The organism is Ensifer adhaerens (assembly GCF_020035535.1).
GTDB lineage: Bacteria > Pseudomonadota > Alphaproteobacteria > Rhizobiales > Rhizobiaceae > Ensifer.
Map to the genome: position 1 here is coordinate 634,099 of NZ_CP083350.1, position 24,337 is coordinate 658,435.

Here is a 24,337-nt window from a genome sequence, read left to right on the forward strand (position 1 = left end):
GCCTCCGTTTATCCCTTTGCGTGTGGCCGCTCAGCTCGCAGGCCCGGCAAGGATCGGCGTCTGGATAACGCCCGTCAAGCTTTCCTCCGGGAGGGCCATGATCGCCTCTTCATCGAACAGATCGCCCATGGCGGAGGGCACGCCTGTCTTCCGCAATTCCTCCAGGAATTTGCGGTGAACGCGCGGATCCTGATCCTCGTACTCGATCTGGCGTCCGCCGTCTTTCACCGACGTGGCGCCACCGCCTTCGGCGCTCTTGCGGCGCAGCGAGATGAAAGGATACCGCCGGCTGCCGAGGCTGCAGGCGACGTAGCGCGCCGGCTGATCGCAGGTATTGAAATGCTGGTGGTACATCCAGAACGGCGGGGTATACATGAAGCCATGCCGCCAGGGGATTTCCTTGAATTCGGAATCGCCCTCGTACCACATCAGCGAATAGCCTTCGCCATCGACGGCGTGAACGTGGGTGCCGGCGGCGTGTCGATGAGCCTTCTTGTAACGGCCCACTGGCATCTGCGAGACGTGCGAATGCATGGTGCCGTCCGCGAGCACGAAGTTGACGTTGAGCGATCCCTTGCCGCGGCCCTCGAACTCGTAGAGCTTGAAGCTTGTCAGATCGTGGACGAAGTTCGTTTCCCAGATGTTCTGAACCTTGCGCGCAGAGTCCAGACCGTAGGAATAGAGCGAACCATCGCCTTCGAAGTGTTTTTCACCGCCAAGGCGATCTTCGAAGACGAAGTCGTTGGCGAAGACGAAGTCGAGGTTGTGATAGAGGTTGATCGTCAGCGGTGCATCGTTGGTGCAGGAGAGCCTGACCGTCTCCTGACCGGAACCGTTGTGGAACTGGTATTTGCAGTTGAGCGGGATCGCAAAGAGCGCCTTCGGCCCCCACTCGAAAGTGCGCTTCTGCCCATCCGGCAGCCACACCGTCGTCGAGCCGTAACCCGACAGTACATAGAAGAACGCTTCGTAAAGGTGCTTCACCGGGCGGGTCTTCTGGCCCGGCAGGGCTTCGATGACATAATTGGCCATGAAGTCGCCCATCCCATGCGTATGGGCAAAACACCCACGCGCCTCGTAACGGTCCCATTCGCCGGTTTCGAGAGCAAGCAGATCGTGGCCGAGATCGAGATGGATCGGGATGCCTTCGCCTCGAGACCAGTCCTTGTATGGGTCGACGAGGAACTTCCGGTTGCCCGGGTCGGGTGTCACCGCTGGCTCGCCGTTGAACGGGGATTTGCTCTGGCTATTCATCTCATCGTCTTTCGTTGATCTTCAAAACTCGGCGTGTAGCCGGACTATGGTGTCTGGAATTCCGGGACGGTAGCGTGTTTTCGGAAAAGGCATTTTCCCGGGAGGACGAGTCCCGGCGCTAGCCCAGACCGCCCTCGCCGGCGGAAAGCGGACGCACGGTGCGGCCAAGATAGGTCGCCTCCGGTCCATAGAGCAGAGCCTTTACGTCCGACGCCTTCAACGTCTTGACCAGTTGATCGACCTGCGCCGAAAGCGGAAGCATCAGCCCGGCTTTTTGTGCAAGATCCATGGTCACGTCCATGTCCTTCTCCTGCCAGGTGAAGCGGGTCGTATCCCACCGGGCAAGCGTCCCGTTGGTGCCGGGACAGGCCAGCAGGATTTCGCGCATGCGCTGCGCATCGATCCCATAACGTTTGGCAATCAAAAGAGCTTCAAAGTTCGCCACGCAATGAATCCAGTGCAGCAAATTGTTGCATGACTTGGCAACTTGCCCGGCACCAAGCGGACCGACATGCACGACGTCCCGACTGTAGCTGGACAGCACGGGGCGTACGCGATCCACATCTGACGGGTCGCCGCCGCATAGCGACAACAGCGTTCCATCGCGTGCGCCGGAGGCACCATAGACCACGGGCGCATCGACGAGACGCTGCCCGCGCTCTTCGATACGCGGCTTCAGACCAAGCATGGTCTCCGGACTGATGGTCGCCGCAACGACGATGGTGGCGCCGACGGCCTCCGAAAGCCCATCGCAAACGTCGATCACCTGCTGGTCGTTGGCAACGACAAGCAGGAACATCTCCGCGGATCTGGCCGCATCGGCCAGGCTTTCCTTCGGCTGAAGCCCCAGTTCGCCGGCCTGCCGCAGCCGTTCCGCTTCGACGTCGAAGGCCGAAACGTCAAAGCCCTTTCGGAGCATGTGGCCGCCCATGGCAAGCCCCATTTCGCCCGACCCGATGACTGCTACTCTCATTTCCACCTCGAAAACGTCATGGCCCGCCTGGACGCAATCCTCCCTGCGGCCGACGTGGCCTCCAACAGGCCGAAAAGCGGGCAACCTCGAAGAGGCTGCCCGCTCTTTTGGTCAGGATCAGTCCTTCTTCAGCGTATCCTGGAGAATGCTGACGATCTCCGGAGACTGGTCGAGCGCGGCCTTGACCACATTTGCGACGTCGTCACCGACCTTCGGGTCGACCGGCAGGCCGAGTTGCTTGGCCTTTTCGAGGAACTCCGGATCGGCGACCGCCTTGGCATAGGCGTCACGCAGGGCCTTCAGGCGGTCCTCAGGAATGCCGGCCGGGCCGGCCGTCAGACGCGAGATGTTGCTCTGCGATGCCACAAGCGCGATCACCTTCTGCGCATCGGCGTTGTCGACCAGAGAGGACAGTTGCGGTACGTCCGTTTCCGATCCGCCGATCTGGGCGATGATCTTCGCATTGCCTTCATCGACAAACTGCTGGAAGGACGAACGCGAGGCGATGATGCCCTGTACTTCGCCACGGCGCATGGCGAGCTGGTCGTCGCTGCCGTTGTAGCCCGAGATGATCTCGACCGGCAGACCGAGCGCCTTGACGAGCATGGTCGTTTCCACCGTCGAAGCGCTTCCAACACCGGCAGACGCGAACTTTACCGGCTCCTTGCTGTTCTTGAGCTGCTCGTAGCTTTCAATGCCCGAAGCCGTGGTGACGACGATGACGCGCGGATCCGAAGCGACTTTGCCGATCCAGGACATTTTGCCGAGGTCGAACTTGATGCCCGGATCGCCCGCCAGCTGGCCATAGATGAGGCCTGTATTGAACGTGCCGAAGGTGAGACCGTCCGCTTCGGAGGCATAGACGTAGTTGGTGCCGATCAGATGGCCGGCACCCGGCATGTTCTGAACCACGAAGGTCGAGCCCGGCAGGTTCTTCTGCATGAACTGGGCGACCAGGCGCGCGTTGGTGTCGTAACCACCACCCGGGGCCGTGGCGACGATATAGTTCACCGTCTTGCCGTTGAAAAACTCGGCGCCCTCCTGCGCCAGTGCCGGAGTTGCCATGACGGCGGCCATGGTCGCGACGCCGACGACAGCCTTGTGGATGCGGTTCATATTCATTGGGTTCCCTCCTTGTTGTAGTTATGTTTAAGAGCGAGCTTCAACCCTCGCTCAAAGCTTCCTTCAGTGCCTCGATGACATCGGGTTTCTGATCGAGTGCCTTTTCGACCAGAGCGCCGACGTCGTTTCCGACAAGCGGATCGACGGGCAGGCCCAGAGTACGGGCCTTTTCGATGAATTCCGGGTCAGACGTGGCGGCTACATAGGCATCTCGCAGCGCCTTCAGACGATCGACCGGCATGTCCGCCGGGCCTGCCGTCAGCCGCGAAATCCCGCTTTGCGATTCAATCAGCGCCACGACCTGTCGCGCCGTGTCACCGTCAATCATTGACGACAGCTGCGGAACATCCGTATCGCTGCCTCCGATCTGCGCGACGAAGCGACCCTTTCCTTCTTCCACGAATTGCTGGAACTCGGAGCGAGAGCCGATCACACCCTGGACTTCACCGCGCATCATTGCGAGCTGGTCTTCGTTGCCATTGTAACCCGACACGACCTGGATCGGCAGTTTCAGCGCCTTCACGAACAATGTGGCCTCGATCATCGAGGCACTACCCTTGCCCGCGGTGGCAAACTTGATCGGCTGATCGAGTGAACGAAGCTGCTCGAAGCTTTCAATGCCGGACTCCTTCGTGACGATGATCACCCGTGGATCGGAGGCAACCTTGCCGATCCAGGACATTTTCGTCAGATCGAACTTGATGTTCGGATCACCGCTGAGCTGGCCGTAGATCAGGCCGGTATTGAAGGTACCAAACGTCAGGCCGTCGGGCTCTGATGCGTAGATGTAGTTGGTGCCGATCAGATGCCCGGCGCCTGGCATGTTCTGGACGACGAAGGTCGAGCCCGGCAAATGCTTCTGCATGTACTGGGCAACCAGTCTGCCATTGGTGTCGTAGACGCCGCCCGGCGATGTCGCGACGATATAGGTGATCGTCTTGCCGTCGAAGAAGCCGGCACCATCCTCCGCGCCTGCCACGTTCATTCCCGCAACGACAACCCCCGCGGAAATGGCCACTGCCGAAACCCGTCGATTGATGTGCATTTCGTCCTCCCGAATTCACGACCGTTCGCCAAACCAGTAGCAGGCCTCCCGCGCAAGCGGCGCCTTTCACCGTTGGCCGAACCAACCTGTGCCGTCATGTTTCCCGTTTTCGCTTTTCCCGACGCCCGCCGAGCGGGCGCCCACTTCGCTGCGGCATTCAGGCCATGCCGATACCGATCGACCTCAGGAGCCAGGGCGTGAAGAAGCCGCTGAACAGCTGGATGTGCAGCAGCGCGCCGAACATCAGGTAGAGAAAGGCCGTCGCGCCGACAGCAAGTGAGATGGTCATCTTCCAGGACGCCTCGGCCTGCAATCGCAGGAACGTCAGCAGAAGGATCGGCACGCTCACATAGAAGCCGAGGACCACGATACCCACCACGAAGGCTACAAAGTAGGTCAACATGGTGAGTTCCTGGCGCACGGTGTGCGGACCGAACTCGGGCAGTTCCGGCTCGGCGCCCGGCACATGGGCAACGCCTGCGCGCGGGGCACCGTGGAAGGCACTCTTCGGCGAATGGAAAAGGTCGATCGCCAGCTGGATGAGACAGAGCCCGATTGCCGGAATGCCCACGATCAGCGGCATGAAGCGGGCCTTTGCCGGGAACTCCGTCGACAGCCCCACCATCACGCAGAAGAAAGCGAGCATGCCGACGGTGAGCCAGGTGCTGAATGTAAAGCGTCTCATGTGTTGACCTCCACGCCCGAATGCGAGCTGCTTGGCCGGAAGTTGCGATAGAAGGCGTAGGCCATCAGGGCGACGATCATGCTGATCAATACGAGCGACATCGGGCGCAGGAAGAAGGAGTATCCCCACAACTGCAGAGCCTGATGGAGCGAGGCCTCCGCCTGTCCGCCGAGAACCAGACCGATCACGAAGGGTGAACGTGGCCAGCCGGCACGCTGGAAGCCGTAGCCGACCGCGCTGAAGAGAACGAGGAGCACCAGGTTCTGCCACTGCACGTCGCTGACGAAACAGCCGATCGTGACGAAGATCAGGATGAACGGAGCGAGCATGCGGCCGTTCACGAAGGTCAACACGGCAATCCAGCGGCAGGCGAACAACAGGATGCCGACGGCGATCAGGTTGCCGACCACCAGCGCCCAGATCAGCGTCCAGACCAGGTCGAGGTGCTTGGTGACCATCATCGCGCCCGGCTGGATGCCGAGAATGAGGAAGGCACCGAGCAGAACCGCCATGCCGGAACTTCCGGGAATGCCGAAGAAAAGGGTGGGAAGAAGCGAGCCGCCTTCTTTGCCATTGCTGGCGGTTTCAGGGGCGATAACGCCTTCGATCGCGCCCTTGCCGAACCGCTCCGGCGTTTTCGAGCTTTGGACGGCGTGACCGTAGCAAAGCCATGCCGCGGTCGAGCCGCCAAGACCCGGGATCATGCCGATAATCGCGCCGATGATCGACGTGCGGATGACGAGCCACCAATGGCGAGGCACTTCCATGACGCCTGAAAACAGCTGACGGTATGAGAACGCTTTGTCCATGGGCACTGCCGAGATCGCACCGCCCTTGGTGGCAAGCGCCAGCATTTCCGGCACGGCAAACATGGCGAGAACGGCGGTGACAAGGCTGACGCCGTCCCAGAGGAACAGCATGTCGCCGGCGTAACGGGGGGTGCCGGTGATCGGATCCATGCCGACGGTGGACAGCATCAGACCGTAGAACCCGACAATCAGGCCCTTCACGATCTTGCTGCCGCTGGCCAGGAAGGCGATGAAGCTGATGCCGAGCAGGGCGATCAGGAAGAATTCCGCGGGGCTGAACATCAAGATGACCGGTTCGAGCACCGGGATCATCACGGCAAAGACAACCGCACCGATGATGCCGCCAACGCCGGACGCGGTGATACTGGCGCCGAGCGCCCGCGCCGCCTGCCCTTGCTTGGCAAGCGGATACCCGTCGAGTGTCGTTGCAGCGTCGTCGCCGTCGCCCGGAATGCCGAACATGATACTGGAGATCTGGCCGCTGGTTCCGTTGACGGCATGCATCGTCAAGAGGAAAACGGCACCGGCCACCATGTCCATGCCATAGACGAACGGAATAGCCATGGCGATGGAAAGCTTCCCACCGATGCCGGGCGTCACGCCGACGAGCAGGCCGAAGACGACCGCAATCAGCATGAGACCCATGATGTGGGGCGTGCTCACAAGATTGTAGAGCGCCCCGAACATAGTCTCGATCATTTCTGGTTCCACCTCCCGTAGGACGGGATGACATCGCCAAGGCGATGAGTCCCGTCGGGCAATCGCTTGCGATCTCCTCCCGCAAGCTGGGTGATTGCCGTCATTTTGCGTCGGCTGCTTGCCGTTCGCTTTTGTCAATTAGTGCCACCGGCCCAATCTTTGTCCAAAGCAAAAAATTATGCTTAGTCCAGCAGTTTTTGCGCGGGCAGCGTTTGGCAGCCCTTGAGGCGTCAATCGGACAGCGTCACGGTTTCTCCCCGTTTCTCTAGGTATTTCATCAACTTATTGGTTGGTTTGCGGCGGATGCGTCCGCAAGCCGTACATGGTTGGAGGTTCGTTTCCAACCCAGGCTCGTTTTCTTACCGACCGCAACCCCGGCAAGCCGGCGCGTGGCGCTAAGTTTTTCTTACTTCGAGGCTAAGCCGAAATGGCGTGGACTTCGCGGCTGCTCGCCTCTTAGCATCTGCTCCAGCGCCGACAGCAGATTGCTCGCGCTTTCTCAGGCCATGATCACGCCCGTCAACAGGTATCAGGCCGACCTGCATCGTTCCGGAGGAGAGATGGACAAGCCCGTAGGAGAATGCGCGCCAGTCGCGGTTCAACCTGTCCCGGTTCTAGACCTGCTCTCGTCCTTCCTCCGGCTCGGCGCTTCGTCGTTTGGCGGCGGAATGACGGGCTGGACACATCGTGAAATCGTTGAGCGCCGGCGCTGGCTGACGGACCAGGAGTTCCTGCAGACACTGACGATCGCGCAGATCATGCCCGGCGCCAATCCGGTCAACCTGGCCGTCTACATTGGCTTGAAGCTTTCCGGGGTGCGGGGAGCGGCCGCGGCGCTGTGCGGCATGATCATGCCCGCCTTCCTCGCGATCCTGGCCTTAAGCTTTACCTATCAACAGCTGCGCAGCTATCCGGAGGCACAGGCAGTTCTGCGCGGGCTTGCCTGCGTCGGCATCGCCTCGAGCCTGACCATGGGCATAAAGACGGCGCGCCGGCTGAAGCCCCACGTTTTGCCGATCGGCATCGCGGTTGCGGTGTTCCTGACTGTCGGCGTCTTGCGCTGGCCCCTTGTCCTGGTCGTCGCCGGCGCTATCCCCATCAGTGTCGCCGCCACTTTCTGGCTTGAACGGCGAAGGTCGCATCATGGATGACGGCAAGCTCCTCAACCTCATCATGATGTGCATTCCGCTGTCCCTCGTTTCCTTTGGCGGCGGCCAAACCATCATCGCGAGCCTCCAGCATCAGACGGTCGATGCGCAGCACATGCTGAGCGCTGCCCGCTTCACTGATCTCTACGCAATATCGCGAGCGGCACCCGGGCCGGGGACGATGATCGTCTCACTCATTGGCTGGGAAGTGAGCGGCATTCTGGGCGCTGTGCTCGCGACGCTTGCGATCTTTCTGCCGTCATCGATCCTCATTTGCGCCGTCGGAAGCTACTGGCAGCGACACCGAGGGCGCCCCTGGGCGATCGCAGCGGAAAAAGGTCTGGCTCCGGTGGCGGTCGGATTGATCTTTGCGGGTGTCTTCGCCGTCGGCCGCTCGGCGCAGTTCTCGGCGGTCGAGTTGGCAACCACTCTTGCGGCCGGCATCGTCCTGCTGCGGACAAAGCTCGGCCCCTACCCGCTGCTGGCTGCGGCCGGTGCCCTCTACTTCATCTTGAGCCTCGCCGGACAAGTCTGAGGCGCACGCATCGTTCGCTGAGCAACCCCCAGCGCTTCCTGCAACGGATAATTTTGGCGCGGCGCGATTGACCGCACTCCGATTCACAGTATGATACTTAAACAAGAACGCTGTTCCATATAAAGGAACACTCTTCTATTTCGGGAGGAAAGGAAGATGACGCACCCCCTGGTGCTGAAAACGGCGCTTGGAAAGCACGATCACGTCAAGCCACTGAAGGACGGACGCGTTCGCTCGAACCGAGTGGAGTTGGTGTTCGAAGACTTCGAGCCCTTGCCCAAGGCTTTCCGTACGATGGTTCGCGGTGGTGACCTCGACGTTTCGGAAATGGCGATCGTCACGCACCTGCTGGCGCATCACTATGGAAAACCGATCACGGGCCTCGCGATCCCGCTCTGGAGCCGTCTGCCCCACACCAATCTCGTCTGTCCCGCCACATCGCCTATTGAAGGTCCGCGGGATCTGGCGGGAACCCGGGTCGGCGTACGGGCCTATGCTCAGACCTCCGGCGTTTGGGTGCGCGGCTTCCTCCAGCATGAGTATGGCGTCGATCTCGACGGCATCACCTGGGTCACCATGGAAGACGCCCATCTCGGCGAGTACCAGGATCCTGCGAACACCGAACGTAACCGCAGCGAAATGGCGCTTCGTCCCTTGATGCTCTCGGGCGCGCTCGCAGCCATCATGGGTGAGCGCGACGTCGATCCCGCAGGCATTCGCACCGTGATCCCGGACGCGGAGGCCACCGCTGAAGCCTGGATTGCTCGCACCGGTATCGTGCCCATCAATCACACTGTTACCGTCAAGACGGCGCTCCTCGAGGAATATCCCTGGCTCGCCGGCGAGCTGATGGAAATGTTCGAGGAGGCACGCCACCTGGCCGTCGCCGATGGCGCGGCACCGCCGCCGGCCTACGGGCTTGAGGCAAACAGGGATTCGCTGCAGCTCGCCTTTGCCTATTCCGCCGAGCAGGGCATCACTCCGCGCACCTATGACGCCCGCGAGCTCTACCCCGCGATCTGAAGTTCGGCTCCGCGCCCCAAGAAATGGCATTCAAGGATATCGCCATGATCATCGACATTCACGGACACTACACCACCGAGCCACAGGCTCTGCACCTGTTCCGCGACCGGCAGCTCGCCGGCCTCGCTGATCCGATGCGCCGTCCGCTCACCACCGATCTCGGCATCACCGACGAGATGCTTCTGAAGTCCGTTGAGCCGCAATTGACGTTTCAGAAGGAACGCGGCAGCGACCTGACGATTTTCTCACCCCGCGCCGCCGGCATGGCCCATCATGTCGGCACGGAAGCCGTCAGCATGCAGTGGTCGCAAATGTCGAATGACCTGATCCACCGCATCTGCAAACTCCTGCCGGACAACTTTGCAGCGGTCGGACAGTTGCCACAGCATCCCGGCGCGCCGCCGAAGAACTGTATCCCTGAACTCGAGCGTATCGTCACCGAACTCGGGTTCGTCGGCGTCAACCTCAACCCCGATCCATCCGGTGGCTATTGGACCGACCCGCCGCTCACCGACCGCCAATGGTACCCGCTCTACGAAAAGCTCTGCGAGCTCGACGTTCCCGCCATGATCCATGTGACGTCGTCCTGCAATCCTTGTTTCCACCACACGGGGGCGCATTACATCAACGGCGACACGACGGCCTTCATGCAGTTGATACAGGGTGACCTGTTCAAGGATTTCCCGACGCTGCGGTTCGTGATCCCGCATGGCGGCGGGGCGGTACCGTTCCATTGGGGGCGCTATCGCGGTCTGGCGCAGGAAATGAAGAAGCCGCTCCTTACGGACCACCTGCTCAACAACGTCTTCTTCGACACATGCGTCTACCACTATCCGGGCATCGAGCTGATGGCCAAGGTCATCCCGATCGACAACATTCTCTTCGCGTCCGAAATGCTCGGCGCGGTCAAGGGCATCGATCCGGAGACGGGCCACCACTACGACGACACCAAGCGCTACATCGACCAGCTGACGACGCTCGACGAAGAAAGCCGCTACAAGGTCTTTGAAGGCAACGCGCGGCGCGTCTATCCGCGCCTCGATGCGCAGCTCACCAAACGCGGGCGCCCAGGCCGGGCCGGACTTTAGTCATGGTCGCCGCGTCGTTTTCGTCAGCAGCAGGACATGTCGCCGTCAGACAGGATCGCATCCTTCATCCAGTAAGGCGGCAGGTCGTCTTCGGTGACGTCTGCAACACGTTTGAAAGCCTTGAACTGATGGCGTCGGTCAGGTGCGGTCCAGAAGGCGACGATGGTCTCCAGCGGCGGGCATCCGGGAAGGCCACACGCAACCTCGGACACCACGACCACGACGTCCTCGTCCAGCGAAAAGCGTTCGCGCGTCCACGCCTTCACCCGGCGGGTGGCAGCGAGCGCTTCAGAACGGGCTGCAGACGATTTGAGCATGGTTTCGATCCTGACCTGCCGACTTCGCGGCGGATGGCATCCCAATACTTAGAGGGCCGGCATCCGGCCTGTCAAAAACCAATTCGGAAAAACCAACCGGGCGAAAACGGCATGCCAGGCATGCTCGCCGTCGGACAGCACTCGAAAGGATGAAGAGATGACGCAACAGGTACTCGCAGCGGTCCGCACCGGCCCGGGCAAGATGGAAATGCGCGAATTCCCCATGCCCGACATCCCGGAAGACGCTGCCCTTCTGAAGATGGAAGTCGCCGGCATTTGCGGCACCGACGTCAAGCTGTTCAAAAGCCCGCCGAACAATGCGCCCACCATCATGGGTCACGAGAACATCGGGTACATCGCCAAGGCTGGCCGTGAATTCACCCGCCGCAAGGGCTTCAAGGAAGGCGACCTCGTCTTCGTCGAGCACTACGTCATGTGCGGCAAGTGCCAATGGTGCCACCAGGGTCAGTATCGCCATTGCGAAAACACCGACTGGCGCAACAATCCCGAAGGCATCCGCTACGGCTATACCTCGGCCGAGCGCGCGCCGCACCTGTGGGGCGGATTCGCCCAATATGTCTACCTGCCGTGGAACGCAGTGGTTCACCGCGTACCGAAGGGCGTGACGCCCGAACTCGCCGGTCTTGTCACTCCAATGGCCAACGGCGTCGAATGGTCGCTCTTCGACGCGGGTGTCGGCTATAACTCCACCGTGCTCATCCAGGGGCCGGGTCAGCAGGGCCTGTCGCAGACCGTGGTCTGTAAACAAGCAGGCGCATCGCTCATCATCGTGACGGGAACGACGAAGGACGCTGCGCGGCTGGAGGTCGCCAAGGCGCTTGGAGCCGATTATGTCATCGACGTTCAGCAGGAGGACCCTCTCGCCCGCATCATGGAGATCACCGGCGGAAAGGGTGTCGATATCTCCCTGGACTGCACGGCCGGCGCCGGCACCATCCCGATCCTCCTCGGCGTGGAGGCATTGAAGCGCAAGGCCGGCACCATCCTCGTCCAGGGCGAGATGAAGGAGTTCCCGAACTTCCCGCTTGAAAAGGTGACCACCAAGGCGATCACCATCAAGAGCGCCCGCGGCCACAGCTACCTCGCCTGTGAGCTTGCTCTCGAGCAAATCGCCTCCAACCGGTTCCCACTGGAAAAGATCACCACCCATACCTTCGGGCTCAAGGATGCTGACCTCGCAATCCGCTCCGTCGGCGGCCAGGGCGTGCCCGACGTCATCCACGCATCGCTGATGCCGTGGATGTGACCGGCCCTTCGGGAGGAATGGAAATGACGCTTGGTTTCCGAATTGTCGAACGTCGCCGGCGCGTGAGCGCCGAAACGATCGAGTTGTTTCGTGATGTTCCCGTGGCAAATGTCAGCGACGTCATGTCTCGCATGGCTGCAGCCGGACCGGATCTTCGGCCGCTCCATGCCGGCGGTGTGCTCGCGGGTGCCGCCTTCACGGTCAAGACAAGGCCGGGTGACAATCTGATGATCCACAAGGCCCTGCTGATGGCGGGTCCCGGTGACGTGATCGTCGTCGATGCCGGCGGAGACCTCACCAACGCGCTTGTGGGCGAGCTGATGCTCTCCCACGCGCGCGCCATTGGCACCCACGGTGTGGTCATCAACGGCGCCGTCAGGGACTACGGCTGGATCAGGAGCAACAGCTTCCCGGTCTTTGCCGCCGGCATCACGCATCGCGGTCCCTACAAGGACGGCCCCGGAGAGATCAACGTACCGATCTCGATCGGAGGGATGATCATCGAACCCGGCGATCTGATCCTCGGCGACGAGGATGGCCTGGTCTGCGTTCCCTACGATGACACCGGCCGGATTCATGCCCTTGCGAAGTCCAAGAACGAAGCAGAGGCAAAGACGCTCGCCAACACGCTCGCCGGCAAACTCGACCCGAAGCTTTGGGTCGACGACTGCCTGCGCAAGCTCGGTTGCGAAGGCGTTTAGCATCGAGCCGACCTGCAGGTCCGTTTCGAACAGGAAACCTGGCGCGGCATCCGCCGGCCAGGGATGCGCGCGGCTGGACGATGACGCCGTGCATAACGAATGTGAGGTTTGATCATGGCAACGACGACGATCGATGGAATTGCAACTCGCTACGAGGTGCTCGGTTCGGGACCGCCGCTGTTGATGTATTCACCGGGTGGATTTGACGCGACGCTGGAGAAATGGCGGACGCAGGGCATCTATGCCGAGATCCAGTTTCTGGAACAACTGCCGAACCATTTTACCTGCATCACCTTCGACAGGCGCGAGACCGGGCAATCCGGAGGACGCGTGGAGCGGGTGACTTGGTCGGACTACGTGCGGCAGGGCAAGGGGCTGCTGCAACATCTGGGCTTCGACAGGGCCTTCCTGATGGGGGGCTGCATGGGCTGCAGTGTCGCCGCCGCCTTTGCCGTCGAGCATCCGGAAACGGTTCTCGGCAACGTGCTGTTCTGGCCGGTGGGCGGCGCACGTTACCGCATGGCAGGCCACCAACGCTTTGCCGAGCACCTGGCCTTCGTTCACCAAAACGGACTTGAGGCCGTCGTGACGCTCGCCGGCGAAAGCAACAAGCCCTTCGGCGCGGACCCGCGTAGCGGGCCGTGGGTCTCGGTCCTGCGGCACGACAAGGATTTCGCCGCTCGCTATGTCCGCCAGAACGTCGATCACTACAAGGTGCTCGTCGCAGGCATGGTGCGCACGCTGCTCGACCGCGACACCGCTCCCGGCGCCGAGCCGGAAGATCTGTTGCGGCTCGACATACCCACGCTCATCATCCCCGGCGCGGACGCTTCCCATGCCACGTCCGCCGCTCGCTACTTCCAGGAGTGCATTCCCGGCTCCGAATATTGGGATGTCCCGGTTTCGGGCCAAACCTCGACAGCCACGAACGCACGGGTGATCGAGTTCCTGCGTAAGGTCGCCGGCACCGCCTGATCGTCCCCCGGGGACGCATCCCCGTCAGGCGGATGCGTCTTCCAACCCGAAGAAATCCGGCAGGAACTTTTCCCCCTCGCTTGAGAGGAATTTTTCAAAGGCGGCAATCAGTGGTGTCATGGCTCGGTCCGTCCGGGTGACGGCAAACCATTGCCGCCGAATGGGCAGGCCGATGACATCGAGGATCGCAAGCTTTCCGGCCTGGACCTCCGCCGCCACGCTATGGGCGGCGAGAAAGGCCACACCATTGTCGGAAAGTATCGCCCGCTTGATGTCTTCGATCGACTCCATCTCGGTGTTAGGGCCATCCGCACGTCCGGGGATTTCGCTCATGAAACGGTCGAAGAAGATGCGTGTCCCGGAATCGGGACTGCGAAGATAGAAATGCTCTCGCGCAATTTCCGCTTTTGAGATTGCATGCTTTCCGACCAGCGGATGGTGGCGCGCGCTCACGGCGACGAGAGAATGCTCGCCGAAGATCGCCGCACGAACCGAAAACTCCCTGGGCGGCCGGCCGAGCAACGCGACATCGATCGTACGGTTGCGAAGACGCTCGACCGTTTCGGCCCGCCGCTCGATGAACAGTTCAAGGCTGACGTTCGGATAGGCGGCCGCAAAGGCGCTGATCATCGGCTCGGCAAAGTACTTGACCGTCGAGACGGCACCGACGGCGATGTGGCCGCGCTTTACTCCCTTGAAAGCGTCGAGTTCTTCACCGAGTTGGGCAAGCCGCTCCTCAATGTCGCGCGCAGCGGACAGTACAGCGTGGCCCGCCTCGGTCGGAAACATGCCGTGCGCCATCCGATCGAACAGAGAAATTCCGGCTTCGGCCTCGATCTGCTTGAGCTGCAGCGTCACGGCAGGCGCCGTCAGACCAAGCACTTTCGCAGCGCCGACGATCTTACCGTGCTTCTCGATCGCACGCACAGACTTCAGCTGGCGAAAAGTGATGTTTTTCATAGGCGGACAATAGAAAAACTTAATGCGGAGGTAAAGAGATTAAAATTTACTTTCCCTTGGAGATGGCCGATTTTCAATGTCAGCAGAGTAACCCCTTACGACAAACTGCGCCGCTGGCGAGCGCCTGGGATCTGCAGAATCATTCGAAACATCAAGGGAATCGAGAAATGAAAGCAGCAATCAGGAGCGGTCTGCTGGTCTTGGCCACCGCATCTCTTCCAGCCGTCGCCTATGCTCACACGGGGGTTGGCCCGGCAGGCGGGCTTGGCCATGGCTTCATGCACCCGGTCGGCGGCCTTGATCACGTTCTCGCAATGGTCGCCGTCGGCATGTTTGCCGCCATCCTTGGCGGGCGCGCACTCTGGCTGGTGCCTGCAAGCTTCGTCGCGATGATGGCGGTCGGTGGCGTTCTTGGCATGGAAGGCGTCGCCGTTCCCTTTGTCGAAACCGGCATCGCTGCATCCGTCGTCGTGCTCGGGCTTGTCGTTGCCTTGCGGTGGAACGCACCCACTGACGCGGCAATGGGCATTGTCGGCCTCTTCGCAATTTTCCACGGCTACGCACATGGCGCCGAAATGCCGCTTGATGCTTCCGGCCAGCAATACGCGATCGGCTTCATGGCGGCGACGGCCCTCCTGCATATCGCCGGCATCGGCATTGGCAGCATCATCACCCGCTTGAGCGGCCGTGCGACAACCGCCATGCGCTTCGGCGGCGGCGCCATGGCACTGGCGGGCGTCGGCCTTCTGGCGGGATACATCTGATCGCATCTTGATCGCCCCGCAGGGCGCGGCGTGTTGCAAACCAAGCTTCGCCGCTAGCACCAAAAAAGCCGCCTTGGTTGAGGCGGCTTTTTTGTTTGTCTGTTCACGCTTCTTCCGCAGCAGGATGGCGGAAGGATCACGTTAGAGACTTCAATCAGGCGCGCTTGACGGCCCGACGGAATGCCGCCTCGTCGATCCCGAGCGTGTGAAGTGCGCTGGCGGAAGGAGTGCGACGTTCGCGCGTGGCAGCAGCGCATTCCTGCGCAGCGTTGAACAGGCTCATGCCGTTCTTGAAACCACCAAACATGCTGCTGACCCAGTTCGTGTTTGCGTAGCGCGCGACCATCGTCGTCATCTCTCATCTCTCCGTTGTATATGCAAAGCATATAATGCTGCAGTGCAACGAAGAAAAGAGCAACGCACACAGCCCTGCCATGCGGCTACCGCATGGCAGGGCGAGGGCAATTATTGCCGAGGCCAAGATATTGCTTTCAAACCGATCCTGGCGATCGTGGCCGGCCCAGGCCGGCCATCAGATGACAAAGCTTTCCATGGTCTCCGGCGCGAAGATATCTTCGGCGCAAAGCTGCCGTTTCGACAGTCCCTGCTCGTAGGAGTAGCGAAGGAAGGTGTCGAGCGTTTGCCGGTTCTGTTTGAACCCATAGCTCCAGTAGTCGTCCCCCATCAGCCGCCTCGCCTCCTCGACATGGGCGCTGAGCCAGGGCAGCATGACTTTCAGGGCTGCCGTCTCCTGCAGGTCGCGGTAGACGCGGCGCTGGGCTTCTCCAAAGGCCTTGTAGAGCGATTGGGCGATCCAGCGATGGGCTTCATAGAGTTCGCGGCGTATGACGATCGTATGCATGATCGGGAATATGTTCGTCTTGCGGAAGTAGGCCCGCTCGACCTCGACGAAGTTCTCGAACAGACGCCGCACCTGCCCCGATGGTCCGCCATAGGAAGAGGGCTTGCGCGCGGTGTAGAGCGCATCGATGTCACCATCCCTCAACATCGTCGAGAGGGTCTGATCCGGCCCGAGCCGCTTCAAGCGGATATGCTCCGGCAGGTCGAGCGGAAGCTTTTCCGGTCGGTTCGGTTGTTCCTCACCGCCGGCGAAATAGGTCACGTCGTCTACCTTGACGCCATATTCGTCCGACAGGATGCCTCTGATCCATACGGGAGCGGTCATCTGGTATTCCGGCGTTCCGACCCGCTTTCCGACAAGATCCCGCGGTTCACTGATGCCGGCATTCGCATTCACGTAAATCGAGGAATGCCGGAAGAAACGCGACGGGAACACCGGAATGGCCACGAATGGCCGTGGCTCGGAAAAACACGACATCACATAGGACGATAGGGACATCTCCGCGATGTCGAACTCCCGATGACGCAGCATGCGGAAGAAGGTTTCCTCGACCGGCATGTTCAGGAAGACAAGATCTATACCGTCGGGAGCAATTGTCTTGTCCATGAGGGGGCGCATCCGGTCGTAATCCCAACAACCGAACGACAAACGTAGCAGCGAACTCAGAATCTTCTCCCTGGCATCCCGAGGACGGAGCTGCAAACCGAAAGCAGTCCCCCACATGGGTTAGACTACCAGCGGTCCGTCGCAGCTTCCTCTCCCGTCCTCCCGTTTCGATGGCGCCGATCATCGAACGCACGGGACCCGATGTCCAAGATAAAACCTATAGGCTTGCTCAAACGAAATCCGCTTGCTCGACCGGCAAGAGCCTGTCGATCGTGTGCGCATAGGGTCCGACCAACACCGTCAGCCGATCGACCATACGGTCAATGAATGCGAGGAACGGCTTCTCGTCGGCAAAGCCACGATGGCTCGGATGGGCAAGGAAAAGCGTGCGCTTCACGGCCGGCCGTGCGATGCGGCGGGCCGTGATCAGGCCTTTCTTCACCTCTTCGGCCACAATCCCGTAGGGCATGATGCTCTGCGCTACCCCATGCAGCACCAGAGCCTTGATCGCCTCGTTGGACTGCACCTGATAGGTGATCTTCACGTCGACGGAGAGCCTTGACGCCGTTTCCTGCACGCGCTTCCAGATGATGTCCCGGTTGGAGACAAGGGCAAGGTCACCGGCGACGGCCTGGCGGAAGGAGATATCGCCCTCCTCATCCTTGCCGCTTGGCGCGGCGACATGAAGGAGCTCCTCTTCAAGCAACGCGACCCGGCGAACACCGGGATTGTCCTCGATGTCATAGGCAAGCACATAGTCGAGCTCGCCTCGTTCCAACGCATCCGTCAGCACGAAGCTCAGCTCTTCGACCACCTCAAGCGCGATGTTGGGCAGCTGTGCGTTGGCGGCGACAAGCAGTTCGGTGCCGATCAGCTTCAGGATGCTCGGCGTCGCTCCGAAGCGGATACGGACCTTCTCGCCCCCAAGCGCGATCAGATCGCGCCGCGTTTCCTCGATACGCTGCAGTATCTCGATTGCCCGCTCGTAAAGCAGCATTCCGGCGGGCGTCGCGCTCACGCCGCGGGAATGCCGGTCTAGGAGCTGGATTTGCAGGCTGTCCTCCAGATTTCGGATCTGGATACCGAGTGCGGTCTGCGCGAGGTTCAGTTGTTCAGCCGCGCGCGTGATGTTCCCGACTTCGACGACCTTCACGAAATAGGCAAGTTGGCGCAGCTTCATTGCATGTCCCAGCATGTGATTGTGCCGTCTCAGTAGAACTGATCAAAATGAACCTGGGCCGACGGTACGCCGAGGTCAATTAGCATTTTCTGGATCGCCTGCCCCATCAACGGGGGACCGGCAAAATAGATCTCGCAATCGCGAAGCCTGTCGCCAAACAGCCGTTCTGCGGCTTCGTGGACAAAGCCGCGATGGCCGGGCCAGGCACCATCGTCGCCGTTCGACACGACCGGATGATAGCGGATGTCGGTACCGAAACGCGGCAGCTCCGACAGCATGTCTTCACCGCAGATGTCGCGTGCGGTACGCCCGCCATAGACGAAATCGATGGAACGCCCGGAAAAACGCGGCGAAGCGGCGGCCGCACGCGCGACCGAAATCATCGGCGAGAGACCCGACCCGCCGGCAAGACAGATGATGTCCCGCTCTGCCTCCTCGCGAAAATAGGCCATTCCGTAGGGACCATCGACGCCAATCCGCTCACCAATTTGAAGGGCATCGAAGAGCTTGGCTGTTGCCAAGCCATTCGGCACGCGCCTCACTTGGAAGTGCCATTCGCCGGCGTCGTTATCGATGTTTGCCATGGAGTAGGCCCGGTTGCCCTGCACGCCCGGAAGGTCGAGGAGAGCATACTGGCCGGCCAGAAAATGGACCGGCCGATCGAGTTTGAAGCGGAATTCACGTATATCGTGGGTGATAACGCGAACGGCCGAAAGTGTGGCGAACTGGCGAACCGGCGGGAAATGGCTCGCATATTGCGGCATGAACCTGAGTTTGACGACGCAGTCGCCCAAGGGGCGAGCCTGGCAGCCGAGCCGGCGTCCTCTTTCCCGATCACGCTCGCTCAGCCCCGGTGCGTCGGCGCGCATCTCGACGATGTCGCCTTCCAGGAGGTCGAAACGGCAATTGCCGCAGGAACCGACGTTGCATTCGTAGGGAAAGCCCAGCCCGGCCCTGAGGGCCGATCGCATGATCGTATCATCGTCTGCGCACTGCCACTTTGTCTCGCTTCCCTGGACTGCAATCGTCGGCATCGTCAACTCCCTAGGTCATGCTGGTAGGCCGCCGTGTAACCAAGGCGGGATGATATGGACGCGACCGCGGCAAGAAGCGGCTGCGAAAATCCTTCAAGGGCCTCGATCGAGAGGCGCTGCAGAGGGCCTGCGATGCCGACCGCGCCGATGACGGCACCGGTGGAATCGCGAACGGGTGCCGCGATCCCACGGATACCCGGTTCGTTTTCTTCGTCTTCGAGTGCAAAGCCACGCTCGCGCACCTCAGCGAAAATCGCGCGCAATCGCTCCGGATCCGTGACCGATTTCGGGGTGCGCCGTTTGAGCTGACCGCTCAGAACCTCGTCTACGACAGCGGGGCTCGCGAAGGCGTAGATCGCTCTGCCAACCGCGCTGCAATGGGCGGGCTTGCGCGCACCGAGATCCGATTTCATCGCCAGCGCCTGCGGGCTTTCGAGATCGTAGATATGCATGACTTCGCCATCCGAGGGGATGCCGAGAATGATCGTCTCGCCGGTCAGTTTTCTGAGATCGAACAGGTACGGGCGTGCCTCGTTCGGCAGATCCATGCGCCGACGCACGAGCGTGCCGAGTGCGAAAAGACCAACGCCCAGGCGATAACGCTCCGTCTGCGGGTTCTGCTCGAGAAGCCCTTCGGAAACCAGGGTCTGTGCAAGCCGGTGTACCGTGCTCTTCGCCACTTTCAGCTTCTTCGCGAGCGCGCTCACACCGATTTCCGCTTCGTTCTCGGTAAAGGCCTTCAAGAGGTGGATGGCGGTCGCCACCGACGAAAGGCGATTTCGGGTGGCGGGCCCCTTGTCTTGCTGCGCAGTCTGCTTCTTGGGTGCGTTCATGATCAGGTCATCCGATTGTAGGCTCGTGGCTCGTCCATAACACGATTACGCTGGTATCCGGCAACGCCGCCCGACCGATCTCAAACCCTCAAGGCACTCAGCATCTCGCCGACATATTCGTCACCATTGGAAATCACGAGCATGGCCGCGAATGGACGCATGTTGGAGAGTGTGCGCGACAGCACTTCATAGGCTACGTCGGGCGCGCTCAGCACCAGGCCAGTGGCCAGCTTGTTGCGCACGAAACAGGCATTCCCGATCACTTCGGCGGCCTCAGCGGCATTGCCGGCCGTCGTCACCATCACCACCACGTCCGCATCAGCGAGCTCCTCGACAAGGCTGGAACGTTTGCCCCCCAGGTCCTCGAGCTCCGCGTCGACGGACAGCATGTGCAGCGTATCGCTCGCCGGCTTGGGCGCCACGTAGCTGAGGAAGCGTGCACCGTTCCAGGTGAGGCCGGCAAGGTCGCGGAGTGTCTTGAGACTTGCCGAATCCAACGCGATGATCCGCGACTTGCGGGGCCGCGAATTGGGATAGCTGATACGGAAGCAGGCTTCCTCCGCTGTGCTGAAGCGCGCACTCTCGCTCATTCCGAGCTGCATAGATCTTCTCCTCCGTTCCGAAGACGCATGTCCCTGAGTTGCCGCCGCCGACCCCCACGAAGAAGTGTCGGCGGCGCCTTTCGATCAGACGCTTGTCGGTGCCTTGCCCTCGATGACGACGAGCGCCTCTTCGGCGACATCGACATAGGATTTTTCAACCGGCAGGACGATTGCCGCGGAGCGGACACGATGATGGGCCGGATCGACGCCGGGAGGCGTGATGGCCTTGTCACGCAGCGCCCGCGCCGCCTTCATCAGGCGATGGCGAGCCATGATGATGCCGTTGTCGGTCGACACGAGGTTTTCTTTCGAGCGATCGACGATCGGCCCCATGCTTTCCTGCAACGAGGCATCCTGCATGGCGATGCCTTCAACGCCGGAATAGGTGGTACCCTTGCGTTGGGCCTCGCGGTCCATCAGGTAGTCGTTGTCCTTGTTGGCGAGAGGGCGATAGGTGCCCGGAACATAGGCCACGTGAATGCCCTTGCCGTCGATCATTGCCTGCCGCTCTTCCTGCGTCAGCGCGCGCTCCGGACGATAGTCGAAGCTCCAGGCCCAACAGTTCTCGTCATCGATCGGTATCCAGAAATGTCCATGAACCGGGTGGTTTCCGCGCGGCGGCACCATGGTGAAGGACGGCATGACCCAGGGCGTGACCCGCCAGTAATAGTGCCCCTCCTCCGCATTGCGCCGCGCGCCGATATAGAGGCCGCCGGCGCTATCGGTCACTTCGAAGAAGGGACGGGAATCGGACATATTGTACTTGTTGCCGCGCGCGCCCTTGAAAAGCGGGTCGCTGTTGAGGCTGCCGCTGTGCAGCCACGAGACGTGGCTGGAGTCGATGCCGCCTTCCATGGCCTGCAGCCAGTTGCATTCCTGCCACCGCTTCGACGTGAAGGTCTGCTCCGAAGGAACAAGCGAGAATTCCCATTCGGGATGAGGCGGCTGCTTGTGGGCCGGCCCCATATAGGTCCACAGGATGTCTCCGATCTTGATCAGCGGATAGTTCTTCAGCTTGATCTTGCCGCAGTAACCGCTTTCCTTCGGCTCCGAAGGAACTTCCGTGCACTGTCCGGTGTGGTCGTACTTCCACCCATGATAGGGGCAACGCAGGCCACCTTGCTCGTTGCGACCGAACCAGAGCGAGACGCCGCGATGCGCACAGAACTCGTCGATGAGGCCGTAGCGCCCTTCGCTGTCGCGAAATGCCAGCAGACGCTCACCAAGCAGCTTGACCCGAACTGGCGCGCAATCGTTGTCCGGCAATTCCTCGGCAAGCAGCGCCGGGATCCAGTAGCAGCGGAACATGTCGCCCATCGGCGTGCCCGGACCCGTCTGGGTCAGTAAATCGTTCTGTTCCTTCTTGAGCATTTCTCTCCTCCAGATCGAAGCTGCCCGTGCAGCATCGTTTTCCCTGTCGTCCCGTATCCGCAGCTGCTGCCAGAGGCTGGCTGCTGGAAATTCGGGTTGACGTTCTTGAATGATCGTCTATCCTGACATCGTTCCTTTATACGGAACGCTGTTTCTTTTTAAGGAACGTACTCGCCCAACGGGGCGTCGTCAAGCGCCGCCTGAATCTCAGAGGAGGAACTGCAAAATGACCGAGGCATGCACCACAATCCGGTTGTGTTCGACGAGCGAAGTGGATTGGGACAGCGCCATTCGCGTCGAGGAGGGTGATCTCGTCCTCGCCGTATTCAACGTCAACGGCGTGTTCTATGTGACCGACGACCTGTGCACGCACGGCCCTGGCTCGCTGTCGGAAGGCTATCTCGACGGCCACACGATCGAATGCGACTTCCACAACGGCGCGTTCGACCTGCGCACCGGCGAAGTCGTCGCACCGCCGTGCATGGTCCCGGTAAAAACCTACAAGGTGGTCATCGAGAACGATCACGTGCTGATCGAGGTCTAGCTCGGGGATCGCAGCGACCGCTTGTCATTATGCAAAAATCCCATATTTTAGGATTTATCAAAAATGGAGGATGGAATGACAGAGCCGAAGCTAGTGGAACACGGGACGGGCGCGCAGGATGGGCACTCGGAGGAAGCGCTCAGACTGGACGTATCCATGAGCACCCGACTGCTCAACAGCATGAAAATCCTCGAGTATAGCGGCCACGTATCGGCCCGGCTTCCGGGAGGAGAAACGTTCCTTGTTCAACCCCAGAACAAAAGTCGTGCCGAGGTCGGTCCACAAGACCTCCTGATCTGCGATCTTGACGGCAAGGTGGTGGTCGGCCCGTCCGGCGTCAGGCCACCATCCGAAGTTTTCCTGCACTGTGAGATTTATCGGCACCGGCCCGATGTAAATGCGATCGCCCATTTCCACCACGACGTCACCAACGTCTTCACTCTCGTCGAAGACGTGCCATTGCTCGCTTTCAAGAACCACGCCATTCGCTGGAAGAGCGGCATTCCGGTCCATCCTGACCCCGCGCATGTCGACGACGCCGAGCGTGGCAGAGCGATCGTGAGGACTTTGGGCGACCATCACGCCATGCAGATCCGCGCACACGGGCAGATCGTAACGGCGGAAACCGTGCGTGGGGTCTTCATCGATTCCGTCCATCTCGTGGAGAATGCCGAGGCTGCCTACCGCGCCTGCTCGCTTGGCAAGCCGAAGCCGCTGACGGAAGCGGAGATCGAATCCTTCTCGCACAGCTTCCGCCGCGGCCACCACATCCGGAAACTCTGGAACTACTACACGCTCGGCGCCATCCGCGAAGGGGTCTTCCCCGAGACCTGGGCGTCAGAAGCCTGATCGGCGCCAGGCGCGAGGCCTGGCGGGGTGGCTGTCGAAACCGCTTGATGGCCGCTTCATGCTGACAGACAATGGCCGCTGCTTCGGCCCACCCGCCTTCCCGGCGCCGGCGGCCGCGCGGCGGCGGTTCTCGCCGCTTGCAAACCCGAGCTGAGAGACATGCCGTTGCGACATCGCCCCGCTTTTCGTCCATTTGTGAGGCCTCCTTTCGCCATTTCGGGGAGCCACCTCGCTTGAATAGCCATGAAAAGATGCTCGGGCTCCTCGATCTGTTCGACGGCGAGGAGAACGCGGTGACCGTGACCATAGACGAAATGCATGAAAGGCTCGGCTACACCCGATCCACGCTCTACCGCTATCTGAAGACCCTGACGGACGCCGGACTGCTGACCTCGCTTCCATCGGTCGGCTTCATGCTCGGCCCGCGCATCGTCGAGCTGGATTACAAGATCCGCACGGGCGACGTGTTGATCCGTGCAGCGCGGCCGGTCATGGAGGAGTTGGCGGCTCAGTTTCGCGGCATTGCACTCCTGTGCCGCCGTTACCGCCTCGAGGTGATGTGCGTGCACCAGGAAAGCGGCACCGACCTGATCCATTCCAGCTATGAACGGGGCCGTCGACGTTCGCTGCTGCATGGGGCAGCTTCGCTCGCGATCCTCGCCTATCTGCCCGATCATCAACTGCGAAAATTTCACGGGCAGGCCCCGGGCGAGTTCGCCGAAGCGGGGTTTGGCACGACGCTGAAGGATGCGAAGGCGATGCTGCGCGAACAGCGCCAACGCGGCTGGGTGAGCACCCGAGGCGACGTCACACCCGGTGTGACAGGCATCGCCGCCCCGGTCTTCGATGCCCAGTCCGAGATCATCGGCAGCCTCAGCCTGACACTGCCCGATGGTCAAATCCAGGCGCGGTCCCTCGAGGACATCGCCGAACGCGTTACCTTTTGCGCCGGTGTGATCTCCAAGACCATCGCCTACAGCTGATCCTGTTTCTTCCCCTCAGAAACAAGCCCTTTCCGAAATCGCGCTACCGCACCGATGGGCATCTGTTTAGCGTCCTTCTCCAACCGGAGAGGGTTGATCGCTGCCGTG

At 61.0% G+C, this 24,337-nt stretch carries 26 protein-coding genes; 11 read left to right on the forward strand and 15 right to left on the reverse strand.

What is annotated here, in order from left to right; translation table 11 throughout:
- Positions 1-30: 30 nt before the first annotated feature.
- From LAC81_RS23305 to LAC81_RS23330, 6 genes are all read right to left on the reverse strand, one after another.
- The gene (locus LAC81_RS23305; RefSeq protein ID WP_223729546.1) at positions 31-1,254 is read right to left on the reverse strand and encodes a hypothetical protein; all 1,224 of its coding nucleotides are present in this window, start codon (positions 1,252-1,254) and stop codon (positions 31-33) included.
- A gap of 118 nt (positions 1,255-1,372) precedes the next feature.
- Entirely contained in the window at positions 1,373-2,227 is an 855-nt protein-coding gene (locus tag LAC81_RS23310) for an NAD(P)-dependent oxidoreductase (protein WP_223729547.1), read from the reverse strand.
- Positions 2,228-2,344: 117 nt separating this feature from the next.
- Positions 2,345-3,349, reverse strand: coding sequence for a Bug family tripartite tricarboxylate transporter substrate binding protein (locus LAC81_RS23315; RefSeq protein ID WP_223729548.1), 1,005 nt, complete (start codon positions 3,347-3,349; stop codon positions 2,345-2,347).
- A 40-nt stretch (positions 3,350-3,389) separates the two neighbouring features.
- A complete protein-coding gene (locus LAC81_RS23320) occupies positions 3,390-4,394 on the reverse strand; it encodes a Bug family tripartite tricarboxylate transporter substrate binding protein (RefSeq protein ID WP_113537023.1) in 1,005 nt (334 codons plus the stop codon).
- A gap of 157 nt (positions 4,395-4,551) precedes the next feature.
- Positions 4,552-5,079 (reverse strand): tripartite tricarboxylate transporter TctB family protein, encoded by a 528-nt coding sequence (locus LAC81_RS23325; RefSeq protein ID WP_113537022.1) that lies wholly within the window; start codon positions 5,077-5,079, stop codon positions 4,552-4,554.
- A complete protein-coding gene (locus LAC81_RS23330) occupies positions 5,076-6,587 on the reverse strand; it encodes a tripartite tricarboxylate transporter permease (RefSeq protein WP_223729549.1) in 1,512 nt (503 codons plus the stop codon). Before LAC81_RS23330 ends, LAC81_RS23325 begins: the two co-directional genes overlap by 4 nt.
- Before the next feature lie 506 nt (positions 6,588-7,093).
- Between LAC81_RS23330 and LAC81_RS23335 the strand changes: the two genes are divergently transcribed.
- From LAC81_RS23335 to LAC81_RS23350, 4 genes are all read left to right on the forward strand, one after another.
- Complete coding sequence (locus tag LAC81_RS23335; protein ID WP_223729550.1) at positions 7,094-7,738, forward strand: chromate transporter; 645 nt, start codon at positions 7,094-7,096, stop codon at positions 7,736-7,738.
- A complete protein-coding gene (locus tag LAC81_RS23340; RefSeq protein WP_223729551.1) occupies positions 7,731-8,270 on the forward strand; it encodes a chromate transporter in 540 nt (179 codons plus the stop codon). Before LAC81_RS23335 ends, LAC81_RS23340 begins: the two co-directional genes overlap by 8 nt.
- Before the next feature lie 156 nt (positions 8,271-8,426).
- Positions 8,427-9,293 (forward strand): phosphate ABC transporter substrate-binding protein, encoded by an 867-nt coding sequence (locus LAC81_RS23345; RefSeq protein WP_223729552.1) that lies wholly within the window; start codon positions 8,427-8,429, stop codon positions 9,291-9,293.
- A gap of 44 nt (positions 9,294-9,337) precedes the next feature.
- Entirely contained in the window at positions 9,338-10,381 is a 1,044-nt protein-coding gene (locus LAC81_RS23350) for an amidohydrolase family protein (protein WP_223729553.1), read from the forward strand.
- Positions 10,382-10,404: 23 nt separating this feature from the next.
- Here the strand turns inward: LAC81_RS23350 and LAC81_RS23355 are convergent, their stop codons facing one another.
- Positions 10,405-10,698 (reverse strand): hypothetical protein, encoded by a 294-nt coding sequence (locus tag LAC81_RS23355; RefSeq protein WP_113537017.1) that lies wholly within the window; start codon positions 10,696-10,698, stop codon positions 10,405-10,407.
- A gap of 157 nt (positions 10,699-10,855) precedes the next feature.
- Here LAC81_RS23355 and LAC81_RS23360 point away from each other — a divergent pair, with 157 nt between their 5' ends.
- From LAC81_RS23360 to LAC81_RS23370, 3 genes are all read left to right on the forward strand, one after another.
- Positions 10,856-11,965 (forward strand): zinc-dependent alcohol dehydrogenase, encoded by a 1,110-nt coding sequence (locus tag LAC81_RS23360; protein WP_113537016.1) that lies wholly within the window; start codon positions 10,856-10,858, stop codon positions 11,963-11,965.
- Between the two features lie 23 nt (positions 11,966-11,988).
- Positions 11,989-12,666, forward strand: a complete 678-nt coding sequence (locus tag LAC81_RS23365) for an RraA family protein (RefSeq protein ID WP_223729554.1) — start codon at positions 11,989-11,991, stop codon at positions 12,664-12,666.
- Positions 12,667-12,780: 114 nt separating this feature from the next.
- Positions 12,781-13,641 (forward strand): alpha/beta fold hydrolase, encoded by an 861-nt coding sequence (locus tag LAC81_RS23370; protein ID WP_223729555.1) that lies wholly within the window; start codon positions 12,781-12,783, stop codon positions 13,639-13,641.
- Positions 13,642-13,665: 24 nt separating this feature from the next.
- On the opposite strand, the gene LAC81_RS23375 is transcribed toward LAC81_RS23370, so the two are convergent.
- Positions 13,666-14,601 (reverse strand): LysR family transcriptional regulator, encoded by a 936-nt coding sequence (locus LAC81_RS23375; protein ID WP_223729556.1) that lies wholly within the window; start codon positions 14,599-14,601, stop codon positions 13,666-13,668.
- Between the two features lie 167 nt (positions 14,602-14,768).
- Between LAC81_RS23375 and LAC81_RS23380 the strand changes: the two genes are divergently transcribed.
- Complete coding sequence (locus LAC81_RS23380) at positions 14,769-15,365, forward strand: HupE/UreJ family protein (RefSeq protein ID WP_223729557.1); 597 nt, start codon at positions 14,769-14,771, stop codon at positions 15,363-15,365.
- 154 nt (positions 15,366-15,519) lie between these two features.
- Here LAC81_RS23380 and LAC81_RS23385 read toward each other — a convergent pair whose 3' ends face one another.
- The 7 genes from LAC81_RS23385 to LAC81_RS23415 form a co-directional block, all read right to left on the reverse strand.
- Positions 15,520-15,720 (reverse strand): hypothetical protein, encoded by a 201-nt coding sequence (locus tag LAC81_RS23385; protein ID WP_113537012.1) that lies wholly within the window; start codon positions 15,718-15,720, stop codon positions 15,520-15,522.
- Positions 15,721-15,897: 177 nt separating this feature from the next.
- Positions 15,898-16,833, reverse strand: coding sequence for an ABC transporter substrate-binding protein (locus tag LAC81_RS23390; RefSeq protein WP_223729558.1), 936 nt, complete (start codon positions 16,831-16,833; stop codon positions 15,898-15,900).
- Positions 16,834-17,062: 229 nt separating this feature from the next.
- Positions 17,063-18,013, reverse strand: coding sequence for a LysR family transcriptional regulator (locus LAC81_RS23395; RefSeq protein ID WP_223729559.1), 951 nt, complete (start codon positions 18,011-18,013; stop codon positions 17,063-17,065).
- A gap of 29 nt (positions 18,014-18,042) precedes the next feature.
- Positions 18,043-19,047: an FAD-binding oxidoreductase gene (locus LAC81_RS23400; RefSeq protein ID WP_223729560.1), complete on the reverse strand. Its 1,005-nt coding sequence runs from the start codon at positions 19,045-19,047 to the stop codon at positions 18,043-18,045.
- 2 nt (positions 19,048-19,049) lie between these two features.
- On the reverse strand, positions 19,050-19,880 hold the full coding sequence (locus LAC81_RS23405) for an IclR family transcriptional regulator (RefSeq protein ID WP_223729561.1): 831 nt from the start codon (positions 19,878-19,880) through the stop codon (positions 19,050-19,052).
- An 80-nt stretch (positions 19,881-19,960) separates the two neighbouring features.
- Positions 19,961-20,482 carry a hypothetical protein gene (locus LAC81_RS23410; RefSeq protein WP_223729562.1) on the reverse strand — a complete coding sequence of 174 codons (522 nt, stop codon included), beginning with the start codon at positions 20,480-20,482 and terminating at the stop codon, positions 19,961-19,963.
- Positions 20,483-20,566: 84 nt separating this feature from the next.
- Entirely contained in the window at positions 20,567-21,853 is a 1,287-nt protein-coding gene (locus LAC81_RS23415) for an aromatic ring-hydroxylating dioxygenase subunit alpha (RefSeq protein WP_223729563.1), read from the reverse strand.
- Positions 21,854-22,079: 226 nt separating this feature from the next.
- Here LAC81_RS23415 and LAC81_RS23420 point away from each other — a divergent pair, with 226 nt between their 5' ends.
- From LAC81_RS23420 to LAC81_RS23430, 3 genes are all read left to right on the forward strand, one after another.
- Positions 22,080-22,397, forward strand: a complete 318-nt coding sequence (locus LAC81_RS23420) for a non-heme iron oxygenase ferredoxin subunit (protein ID WP_223729564.1) — start codon at positions 22,080-22,082, stop codon at positions 22,395-22,397.
- A gap of 75 nt (positions 22,398-22,472) precedes the next feature.
- Positions 22,473-23,246: a class II aldolase/adducin family protein gene (locus tag LAC81_RS23425; RefSeq protein ID WP_223729565.1), complete on the forward strand. Its 774-nt coding sequence runs from the start codon at positions 22,473-22,475 to the stop codon at positions 23,244-23,246.
- Between the two features lie 251 nt (positions 23,247-23,497).
- On the forward strand, positions 23,498-24,229 hold the full coding sequence (locus tag LAC81_RS23430; RefSeq protein ID WP_223729566.1) for an IclR family transcriptional regulator: 732 nt from the start codon (positions 23,498-23,500) through the stop codon (positions 24,227-24,229).
- Positions 24,230-24,337: the final 108 nt, after the last annotated feature.

Bases quoted from the DNA above. Each gene is read 5' to 3' on its own strand.
- LAC81_RS23330 (WP_223729549.1), bottom strand. From the start codon at position 6,587: ATGATCGAGACTATGTTCGGGGCGCTCTACAATCTTGTGAGCACGCCC.
- LAC81_RS23310 (WP_223729547.1), bottom strand. From the start codon at position 2,227: ATGAGAGTAGCAGTCATCGGGTCGGGCGAAATGGGGCTTGCCATGGGC.
- LAC81_RS23370 (WP_223729555.1), top strand. From the start codon at position 12,781: ATGGCAACGACGACGATCGATGGAATTGCAACTCGCTACGAGGTGCTC.
- LAC81_RS23325 (WP_113537022.1), bottom strand. From the start codon at position 5,079: ATGAGACGCTTTACATTCAGCACCTGGCTCACCGTCGGCATGCTCGCT.
- LAC81_RS23335 (WP_223729550.1), top strand. From the start codon at position 7,094: ATGATCACGCCCGTCAACAGGTATCAGGCCGACCTGCATCGTTCCGGA.
- LAC81_RS23315 (WP_223729548.1), bottom strand. From the start codon at position 3,349: ATGAATATGAACCGCATCCACAAGGCTGTCGTCGGCGTCGCGACCATG.
- LAC81_RS23305 (WP_223729546.1), bottom strand. From the start codon at position 1,254: ATGAATAGCCAGAGCAAATCCCCGTTCAACGGCGAGCCAGCGGTGACA.
- LAC81_RS23350 (WP_223729553.1), top strand. From the start codon at position 9,338: ATGATCATCGACATTCACGGACACTACACCACCGAGCCACAGGCTCTG.
- LAC81_RS23400 (WP_223729560.1), bottom strand. From the start codon at position 19,047: ATGCCGACGATTGCAGTCCAGGGAAGCGAGACAAAGTGGCAGTGCGCA.
- LAC81_RS23380 (WP_223729557.1), top strand. From the start codon at position 14,769: ATGAAAGCAGCAATCAGGAGCGGTCTGCTGGTCTTGGCCACCGCATCT.
- LAC81_RS23345 (WP_223729552.1), top strand. From the start codon at position 8,427: ATGACGCACCCCCTGGTGCTGAAAACGGCGCTTGGAAAGCACGATCAC.
- LAC81_RS23385 (WP_113537012.1), bottom strand. From the start codon at position 15,720: ATGACGACGATGGTCGCGCGCTACGCAAACACGAACTGGGTCAGCAGC.
- LAC81_RS23405 (WP_223729561.1), bottom strand. From the start codon at position 19,880: ATGAACGCACCCAAGAAGCAGACTGCGCAGCAAGACAAGGGGCCCGCC.
- LAC81_RS23375 (WP_223729556.1), bottom strand. From the start codon at position 14,601: ATGAAAAACATCACTTTTCGCCAGCTGAAGTCTGTGCGTGCGATCGAG.
- LAC81_RS23365 (WP_223729554.1), top strand. From the start codon at position 11,989: ATGACGCTTGGTTTCCGAATTGTCGAACGTCGCCGGCGCGTGAGCGCC.
- LAC81_RS23425 (WP_223729565.1), top strand. From the start codon at position 22,473: ATGACAGAGCCGAAGCTAGTGGAACACGGGACGGGCGCGCAGGATGGG.
- LAC81_RS23420 (WP_223729564.1), top strand. From the start codon at position 22,080: ATGACCGAGGCATGCACCACAATCCGGTTGTGTTCGACGAGCGAAGTG.
- LAC81_RS23360 (WP_113537016.1), top strand. From the start codon at position 10,856: ATGACGCAACAGGTACTCGCAGCGGTCCGCACCGGCCCGGGCAAGATG.
- LAC81_RS23320 (WP_113537023.1), bottom strand. From the start codon at position 4,394: ATGCACATCAATCGACGGGTTTCGGCAGTGGCCATTTCCGCGGGGGTT.
- LAC81_RS23395 (WP_223729559.1), bottom strand. From the start codon at position 18,013: ATGAAGCTGCGCCAACTTGCCTATTTCGTGAAGGTCGTCGAAGTCGGG.
- LAC81_RS23390 (WP_223729558.1), bottom strand. From the start codon at position 16,833: ATGGACAAGACAATTGCTCCCGACGGTATAGATCTTGTCTTCCTGAAC.
- LAC81_RS23355 (WP_113537017.1), bottom strand. From the start codon at position 10,698: ATGCTCAAATCGTCTGCAGCCCGTTCTGAAGCGCTCGCTGCCACCCGC.
- LAC81_RS23410 (WP_223729562.1), bottom strand. From the start codon at position 20,482: ATGCAGCTCGGAATGAGCGAGAGTGCGCGCTTCAGCACAGCGGAGGAA.
- LAC81_RS23340 (WP_223729551.1), top strand. From the start codon at position 7,731: ATGGATGACGGCAAGCTCCTCAACCTCATCATGATGTGCATTCCGCTG.
- LAC81_RS23430 (WP_223729566.1), top strand. From the start codon at position 23,498: ATGCTCGGGCTCCTCGATCTGTTCGACGGCGAGGAGAACGCGGTGACC.
- LAC81_RS23415 (WP_223729563.1), bottom strand. From the start codon at position 21,853: ATGCTCAAGAAGGAACAGAACGATTTACTGACCCAGACGGGTCCGGGC.